This window comes from Binatus sp. (SeqCode) (genome assembly GCF_049584895.1).
Lineage (GTDB): Bacteria > Desulfobacterota > Binatia > Binatales > Binataceae > Binatus.
On record NZ_JBAUYR010000109.1, the window covers coordinates 1 to 6,803 of the forward strand.

Annotated in this window: 6 protein-coding genes; all 6 read left to right on the plus strand. The window is 60.2% G+C overall.

The genetic code is table 11. The annotated features are described in order from the left end of the window. Positions 1-309: 30S ribosomal protein S18 (rpsR, locus tag WB650_RS19425; protein WP_423961668.1), on the plus strand; the 309-nt coding region annotated here is incomplete at its 5' end. A 12-nt stretch (positions 310-321) separates the two neighbouring features. Beyond that, entirely contained in the window at positions 322-1,278 is a 957-nt protein-coding gene (locus WB650_RS19430) for a DUF2232 domain-containing protein (protein ID WP_423961670.1), read from the plus strand. Positions 1,279-1,313: 35 nt separating this feature from the next. Further along, positions 1,314-1,763 carry a 50S ribosomal protein L9 gene (rplI, locus tag WB650_RS19435; protein WP_422303379.1) on the plus strand — a complete coding sequence of 150 codons (450 nt, stop codon included), beginning with the start codon at positions 1,314-1,316 and terminating at the stop codon, positions 1,761-1,763. 13 nt (positions 1,764-1,776) lie between these two features. Continuing rightward, on the plus strand, positions 1,777-2,418 hold the full coding sequence (locus tag WB650_RS19440; protein WP_422306646.1) for a glutathione S-transferase family protein: 642 nt from the start codon (positions 1,777-1,779) through the stop codon (positions 2,416-2,418). Between the two features lie 107 nt (positions 2,419-2,525). Beyond that, positions 2,526-5,864, plus strand: coding sequence for an ATP-binding protein (locus WB650_RS19445; protein WP_422306648.1), 3,339 nt, complete (start codon positions 2,526-2,528; stop codon positions 5,862-5,864). A 144-nt stretch (positions 5,865-6,008) separates the two neighbouring features. Beyond that, positions 6,009-6,725, plus strand: a complete 717-nt coding sequence (locus tag WB650_RS19450) for a hypothetical protein (protein ID WP_422306649.1) — start codon at positions 6,009-6,011, stop codon at positions 6,723-6,725. Positions 6,726-6,803: the final 78 nt, after the last annotated feature.

Here is a 6,803-nt window from a genome sequence, read left to right on the forward strand (position 1 = left end):
CGCTACGGCGGCCCGCGTCCCGGCGGCGACGATCGCGGCGAAGGCCGTGGCGGTGAGGGTCGCGGCGGCGGCGGGATGCGTCGCGGGCGTCCGGGCGGACGTCGCAAAGTATGCCGCTTCTGCGCCGACAAGACGCTCAAGGTCGATTACAAAGACGTGCGCACGCTCGGCAGCTTTATCACCGAGGGCGGCAAGATAGTGCCGAGCCGAACCTCGGGTAACTGCGCGAAGCATCAGCGCCAACTGGCGGTCGCGATCAAGCGCGCGCGCGTGCTCGCGCTGCTGCCGTTCTCGACGCTGGGCGTTTAGCGGCTTAATCCAGTGACGCGCAGGGCTGTTATCGGGATGGTTCGTGCGGCCGCGTTGGCGGGAGCGTTCTTCCTCGCCGGCGGCGCGATACCGCTCATCGGCGGCATCCTGATGATGCTCGCGCCCGCGCCGATCCTGGTCTACGCGGTCGGGCGTCCGAGCCCGAACCTGCGCGCGACCATTGCGGTCCTGCTCGCGACCGCATTCGTGGCAATCCTGTGGGGACCTATCGGCGGTCTTGCGTACTTTGTGTCGTTCGGCCTCGCGACGGCGATTGCGTGCTACATGCTCGAGCGGCGCTTATCTTTCGAGATGATCACCGCGGTTGGCGCGGGCGTGATGGTAGGCGCATCAGTTGTCTCTGCGCTCGTGCTGATGGGCGGCCCCGACGCGTTCATCAAGACCGTCCACGACGAACTTGTGCAGGGGATGGCGCGCGGGCAGGATTTCTACAAGCTGCTCGGGATGCAACAGGCGATTGCCCCCGACACTCAGGCCAGCGTCATCTCGCTCACGATGCGTCTGTTGCCGGCATTCGCGCTGCTCGTCGCGGCGGCTTCGATGCTGCTTAATTTGCGCGTGTTCTGGCGATGGGCCGGGCCGCAGCGTCTGGCCTACGGCCTGTTCGGCGATCTTTCGAAATGGTCGGCGCCGGAATGGATGATATGGCTGTTGCTCGCAGCCGGATTTGGGCTGTTCATCCCGGTCGCGCCGATCCGCGATATCGCGCTCAACGGCTTCATTTGCATCGGGGCGGTGTATTTTTGCCAGGGTCTCGCAATTATAGGGTTCTATTTTCAGTCGCTGGCGGTCCCTTCGATCGTGCGCGGCATAATTTATTTCGTCGTGTTCGCACAACCGGTGGTGGCAGCGCTCGTGGGCGTCGCGGGCGTGTTCGATATGTGGATCGACTTCCGGCGGCTCAAGCCCCCGAGTCCCGAAGCGAACAACCTGGGCGATTTCTTCTAAAGAGCGGGGCGGAAACGAGGCAGCTAACCATGAACGTGCAAGTCATACTCAACGAAGACCTTCCCAACCTGGGAAGGACCGGCGACGTGGTCAAGGTCCGCGCCGGCTATGCGCGCAACTACCTGTTGCCGCGCAAGCTCGCGGTCGAAGCGGATCAGAAAAATATCCGCGCTTTCGAGCATCAGAAGCGCACCGCCGCGCGCCGCGGCGAGATCAAGCGCAACGACGCACTCGCGGTCAAGGCCAGGATTGAGGCGCTCACCCTGACGCTTCATGCCCGCGCCGGCGAAGAGGGCAAGCTCTTCGGCTCCGTCACCAATATCGATCTCGAACGCGCGCTCCGCGAGAACGGTCTCGATATCGAGCGGCGCAAAATTCACCTGCCCGAGCCCATCAAGCAGCTCGGAGATTTCACGGTGCCGGTCAAGCTCGATTCCGAGGTTGAAGCCAGCTTGAAGATTACCGTCGCGGCGCAAGCCGAATGAGGACTTGCCCGATATGATCAAACTCTACGACTTCCTTTCCTGCCCCTACGGCCAGAAGGTGCGCATCGTGCTGGCCGAAAAGGCTCTTACCTACGACCTCGTCAATGTTGATTTGACCCAGCACGACAATCGCAAGCCCGACTTCGTGCGGCTCAACCCGTTCAGACGCGTCCCGGTGCTGATCGATGACGATATCGTCATATACGACTCAACGATTATCAACGAGTACCTCGACGATGAATATCCCGAGCCGCCGGTGCTGCCGCCGGTCGGTTCCAGTGCGATGCGCGCACGCGCGCGGTCGTTCGAGGATTTTGCCGACACCACGTTCACGCCGCCGGTGGGACAGTTAATTAGCGAGTTCTCCAAGCCCGAGGCTGAACGCGATCAGACTCGCGTCCAGCGGTTTCATCAGGATGTCGAGCGCGTGCTCGACTACCTGAATCACGAATTGCAGGGCAACAATTTCCTCGCCGGCGAGTTCTCGGTCGCCGACATCGGCTTCGCCCCGAGGATGCTCATCCTCAACGAAATCGGAATCGACGTGATGGGCAACAACCGCAACAACATCGACGCCTGGATCAAGCGGATGATGGAGCGCCCAAGCATCCGCAACCTGCAAGGCGTTGCCGCAGTCCCGGTCGCGGGGGGTTGATCGAAGTCTAAGCAAGGTTGAATTTGCGCCTGTAGACCTTTGAGCGGCGCCTTCGTACAGTTGCGGTTTATTGAGCGGCCTCGACGGCATTCACATCGGCCGCGTAGTTGGGGGCACCTACGAACGAGCGCGAAAACACACATTCCACGCCGTCACGGCTGCCGTTAGTTGGCCGCGAGCGCGAACTATCGGAATTGCGCAGTGGACTAGCAGATACCACCTCCGGAAAAGGGCGACTCGGTGGAGTGTTCCTTATCTCGGGCGAACCGGGAATTGGCAAGACTCGTCTCGCCGACGAAATCGCCGGCGATGCCGCATCGCGTGGGATGCGAGTCGTGTGGGGGCGATGCTGGGAAGACGTTGGCGCGCCGGCCTATTTGCCCTGGGTGGACGTCCTGCGCTCACTTATTCTCGACCAGCGCCGCGACCGGGAGAGGCACTCTGCTCTGCCGCCCGAGATAGCACAGCTGATTCCTGAATTGTCGGCAGAGACCGTCCCGCCTCGTATTCCCTCCGATCCGGCTCAGGCGCGCTTTCGGCTGTTCGACGCGATTGCGACTCTGCTCAAGAAGGTCGCGAGTTCCGCACCGCTGCTGATAGTCCTTGACGATCTGCACGAGGCCGATCACAGCTCGCTCGAACTGTTCAAGTTCGTCGCGCGCGGACTGACGGATTCGCGGATCGTCATAGTTGGGACACATCGCGACGCTGAGGTGCGCGGTTCGCCCTATCTGTCCGAGATCGTCGGCGAGATCCTGCGTTATGGTCGCGCAATATCGCTGGCCGGTCTCGACCAGAGCGAAGTGACGCGGATGGTCGAGGACCGCGCGCAGCGCTTGCCGAGTGACGCCTTCGCGTCGGAGCTACATCGCGTCACGGCGGGTAATCCGCTGTTCGTGGATGGAGTAGTCCGGGTGCTGCTGGCTGAGCGAAACCTCGGGACCTCGGATCGCATCGACCTGCGCGGGTTCAAGCTCCCGGAAGATGTACGCGGCGCGATCCGCAAACGTCTCGGGTTGTTATCGCCGCAAGCGCAGTCTGTTCTAGCCGTGGCTGCGGTATTGGGACAGGAATTTGATCGTGAGTTGTTGAATCGAATCAGCAATTTGAACATAGCAACTACTGGTGAGTTAATGGACGAGGCGTCCGAAGTCGGTGTCGTCGCGCTCGCATCGCATGACAGCTATCGCTTCACCCACCCGCTCCTCCGCGAGTCGCTTTACAAAGGCTTGACCGAGGCAGAACGCACGCGGTTTCATCGCGCGATTGGTGAGGCGCTGGAGCAGATGAACGCCACCAATCTCACACCTCATCTTGCGGCACTTGCCCATCATTTCGATCAAACGGCGGCGGCGTCAGCTGATCCGCTCCAAATCGAGAAGGCGATCGAATACTCACTTCGAGCCGGGTGGGCAGCGCTGGACGTGGAAGCCTGGGAAGAAGCACTGGTTCATTTTCACGCCGGTTTGCGGCACGCCGAGAAAGGTCAGGATAGTCAAAGACGACAGGCTGAATTCTTTGCGGGTATCGCCTATACCCGGGCATGGTCTGACCGGACTTCGAAGAACGCCGCCGCAGAACTCGGAAGCGCTATAGAGTTGTGTGAGGAACACGGCCTTTTAGGACAGGCGGTAAAGCTTCGCACGGCGGCAGCGCTTCAACTTTGCAAAGATGACGACGAAGGCCTCACCGATATAAGTCGCGCGATGACCCACTTCGAACCGGCACAGCGCGAACTCAAACACGCGAACGATTACGATTCGCTGTGGTTGTACATGGCGATGGCGCTGGCCGGGTGGAAGTCGCTCGACACAACGCGGGGTATGGAAGTCTGTCAGCAAGGATTGAAAATGAGTGAGCGTTTGCGAGCGTCCGACCACATAGCTCATTTTTCGAACGTTCGGGCACAACTCCTGGCTCATACCGGACGAATCGCCGAGGCGCTGGCGACGCCGATAGACCGCAATTCCGCTGAATCATTGGCCAGACAGCTGGAGAGGACAGGTAGAATTCTGTCGAGGCTGTGGGATCCGGCACACGGCAAGCCATGGCTGCTGGAAGAACTCGGATTGCCCGGGATTGAAAAAAGTCGGTCGGCCGGATTCACCCCGAATACCGACTTTCGATCGTTGGTTGAATCGCTGGCCACTATGCACGTGATGATGGGAAATCTCGAAGATGCCCAAGCGCTGGTCGATAAGGCGCCGAGTACTCTGCTTCGCGGCATCATCGCAATCCACGGAGGCGATTGGACGGTAGCGAAGTCTGTTCTCGAGTCCGGTCTCTCAATCACACGCGCTTCCAGTGCGCGAGAACGCCATGCAGATCTGTCGTTCTGGTACGCTCGCCTGCTCCGGATAACCGGGCAAACAACTCACGGATGCGCCTTCCTCGATGACGCTTTGCAAATTTTCGGAGAGGGCTCGCTACCGCTGGTCGAAATGTGGCTTAGGCCAGAGCTAGTCCTGGCCCAGGCTGGCGACACTGACGTCGCCAGCGTCCAACCTCATCTCGAGCGATTGCGCCAGATATTGGCAGCCGGCGAGGATTGGCGCGGGCTCGTTGGCGCTGTCGCGCGAGCAGAAGCAGTAGTCGCCGCGGCCGAAGGTCGATTGAAGGACGCGGAAACATTCTTCGAACGCGCGATTGCGACCTTCACCCGTTACTCGCTGCCATGGGAACAGGCCGAGACTCTTCTGCTATGGGGACGCGTACTTGCCGCCGGCGACGAACACCGCGCGAATGAGAAGTTCGATGCGGCAATCGAGATCTACCGGCGCTATGGCGCCGGTCAGCGCTGGATCGATCGAGTGGAAGCCGACAGGAATATCGGCGTTTCTCTATCAGGCGCTACCGGTCACAACGGAACCTTTCCGCCGATCTTTCGCAAGGAAGGTGAGTACTGGAAGACCGCCTTTGAAGGAAGGTCGTCGAATGTTCGCGAGCGCGGCGGGATGCGATTCATCGCGATGCTGCTTGCTCGTCCGGGCGAGGAGATACCGGCGACCGAGATGTTCTCAACGGTCGGCTCGAGCGCGGGGACGGGCGTGGCGCAAGACGGGCTACGCGGATCGGTTGACCTCGGCGACGCCGGTGAACAATTCGATGCGCGCGCGTTGAGCGAGTACCGTCGCCGTATCGCTGAACTCGAAAACGAGATCGATAAAGCAGAGGCATCCCACGACTTCGACGCTGTCGCCCGCGCACGCGCCGAGCGGGAGATGCTATCGCAGGAAATCGCATCCGGGACGGGGCTTTATGGCGGCTTGCGGCGGGCCGCGTCGCATCGCGAACGCGCGCGAGTCAACGTGACCAGGCAAATCAAATCGGCGATCGAGGCGATCCGAAACGTAAACCCGCCGCTAGGCCGCCATCTCGCCAACTGCATCTCTACCGGTAGCACCTGCCGGTATGCGCCCGCCGACCGGATTAAATGGCAACTGTAAACTAGACAAAGTCTTCCCGGTACCGCGCGTCGTCCGGCGGTTCATTCCACTCATTTGTTCGTCCGAAGCGAACGATTGTTCCTTCCGGAGTTACGCCCGAAGGGCAGGGAGCAGGATCGCGCCCTCCCAGAAGGAGGAAGGTTCATGACCAACAGCTACGCATCTCTCGGCAATCAACGCGACAAAGCAAAGAGGGCCCACAACGTAATCGATGCCGCTGTCGATAATCGGCGGCAGGGGAAGAATGCAATGCATACAATGTTTAAAACGGCGATCACCGCGGCTATCGCGATGGTTCTAATCGGGATGGGATTCGTCTCCAGGGCGGATGCTCAATGCGGAGGGTCCGAGTGGCTGAAGCACGGAGGTATCCAGCTGCAATCATTCGAGGAACAGCTTCAGGCCGGGACAGGCTCGTTCATTCTGGTCTCAAGCGATCAAGGCTCCAACAATGGGATCATTGGCTTCTGGAAAGTGAAGTTTTTGTCTGAGGGGAATGCCGGTATTCCTGATGGCACCGTGCTCGACAATGGCTTCGCGCAGTGGCACAGCGATGGAACCGAGATCATGAACTCCTCAAAGCCGCCTGTAACTGGCGACTTCTGCCTGGGGGTCTGGCAGAAGAACGGACCATCCAGCTATCAGCTGAATCACTTTGCGTTGGGCTTCGATACTTCCAGCAATTTCATCGGACCCGTTCAAATCCAGGAAAGGGTTACGGTCGATCGCAAAGCGGACCAATACACTGGCACCTTTACGATTGACCAATTCGATCCGATGGGGAACCCCCTTGCCCATGTCGCGGGTAACGTCGCGGCGACGCGCATCACAGTCGATACGCCGGTAGGGGACGTGCTCTGAGCGTCGACCCAAGCCGAGCCCGATAAGGTCAGAGCAGCGGGTTCTGGAAGTTATCTGAACAATGCCGGGGCGGAAGGC